A 1,707-nucleotide genomic window follows, 5' to 3' on the forward strand; every position below is an offset into this window, starting at 1 on the left:
GGCCGCTTCTCCGCGCGGTCGCGGCCCCTGCGCGTACGCCGCGGCAGGAGCCGCGCCCCGGCCAGCCCGCACAGCGCGGGCACCAACGTGATCGCGGCCGCCAGCACCGACACGACCGCCAACGCGGTGGCGTAGCCGAACGTCGAGTACACCGGCAGGCCGCCCAGCCGCAGGCCCAGCAGCGAGATCAGCACGGTGGCGGAGGCGAAGACGACCGACCGGCCCGCGGTGGCCATGGCCCGGCCGGCGGCGATCCGCCTGTCCAGGCCCTGGTCGAGGAACTCCACGTGGCGGGTGACGAGCAGCAGGGCGTAGTCGATGCCGACGCCGAGGCCGACCATGGTGGCGACCGTCGGGGCGGCGGTGCTGACGTCCATGGTGGCGGCCAGCAGGGTGATGCCCGCCGACCCGACCGCCAGGCCCATCAGCGCGATCGCCAGCGGCAGCCCGGCGGCGACCACGGACCCGAAGGCCACGACGAGCAGCACGAGGGCCGCGACGACGCCGGCGAGCTCGCCCGTGCCGCTCATCTGGGACTCGGTCTGTCCGGGCAGCTCACCGCCGAGCTCGGCCTGGAGCCCCGCGTCGCGCAGCGGCACGATCGCGCTCTCCAGCGGGTCGTAGCCCTTCGAGCCGACCAGGTCGGGGTCGGTCGTGGGGACGTCGTACGACACCGTGACGAGCGCGGTGTCGCCGTCCGCGGACATCCGGGGCGCGGAGACGGAGACCGCGTGGTCGATGCGGTGCAGGCGCTGGAGGAGCGCGTCGAGGTCGGCCGCGTCCAGGGCGGCGCCGCTCCGGTCGTGCACGACGACCTGGGCGGTCGCGCCGCCCCCGCCTGGCGCGTGCGCCCGGAGCTGCTCGATGCCCGCCTGGGCCCGGGCGGCCGGGATGTCGTAGTCGTCGTGGGGGGTGCCCCCGAACGAGCCGGCCAGCCCGAAGGCGACGACCACGACGACCAGCCAGGCGGAGATCGTCCGCCACGGGTGGGCCGCGGCGCCGTAGCCGAGGCGGAAGAGGATGCGGTTCACAGCAGTTGCGCTCCCTGTCTGAGGATCGGTTCACAGGTGTGTGTGGGAGCAGCGTGGGCCGCGGCACTGGGGACTGACTGGGAGCGGACTTGGGGTCGTCCCCCAGGATGGAGCGGTGCGTCGTGCCGTGGCCCCTCTCCTCGCGGTCACGGTCGCGCTGGTGCTGGCGGACTCCGCGGTGGTGACGCTGGCGCTGCCGGACATCCTGCGCCACCTCGACACCTCGGTCGCGCAGGTCGCCTGGGTGCTGATCTCGTTCAACCTGGTGCTCGCGCTGGCCGCCGTACCCACCGCCCTGGCCTTCACCCGGGTGCCGCCGCGGACCCTCGGCGCCGTCGGCATCGCGGCGTTCGCGGCGGCCTCCGCCGCGTGCGCGGTCGCGCCGACGATCGAGGTGCTGATCGCGGCCCGGTGCGTGCAGGCCCTCGGGGGTGCCCTGGCCCTGCTCGGGTGTCTCGAGCTGCTGGTGGCGGAGTACGGCGAGCGCCGCGGGCTGGCCGCGTGGGTCGCCGCCGGCGTGGTCGGTACGGCGAGCGGGCCGGTCGCCGGCGGGCTGCTGACCGAGGCGATCTCGTGGCAGGCGATCTTCGTCGTGCAGGTCCCGGTCGCGGCGCTGGCCGTGCCGGCGGCGCTCGCCGTCCGGGCCGCACCCGTCCCGACGGACCGGCACCGCCCG

2 protein-coding genes are annotated in these 1,707 nt (G+C 75.8%); one reads left to right on the forward strand and one right to left on the reverse strand.

Annotated features, from left to right (window positions below; genetic code table 11):
• A partial coding sequence (locus VGD85_RS08730) for an MMPL family transporter (protein ID WP_331063065.1) occupies positions 1-1,031 on the reverse strand: 1,031 nt, incomplete at its 3' end.
• A 115-nt stretch (positions 1,032-1,146) separates the two neighbouring features.
• On the opposite strand from VGD85_RS08730, the gene VGD85_RS08735 reads away from it, so the two are divergent.
• Positions 1,147-1,707: MFS transporter (locus tag VGD85_RS08735; protein WP_331063066.1), on the forward strand; the 561-nt coding region annotated here is incomplete at its 3' end.

The organism is Nocardioides sp. (genome assembly GCF_036401255.1).
In the GTDB taxonomy this organism is placed as follows: Bacteria; Actinomycetota; Actinomycetes; order Propionibacteriales; family Nocardioidaceae; genus Nocardioides.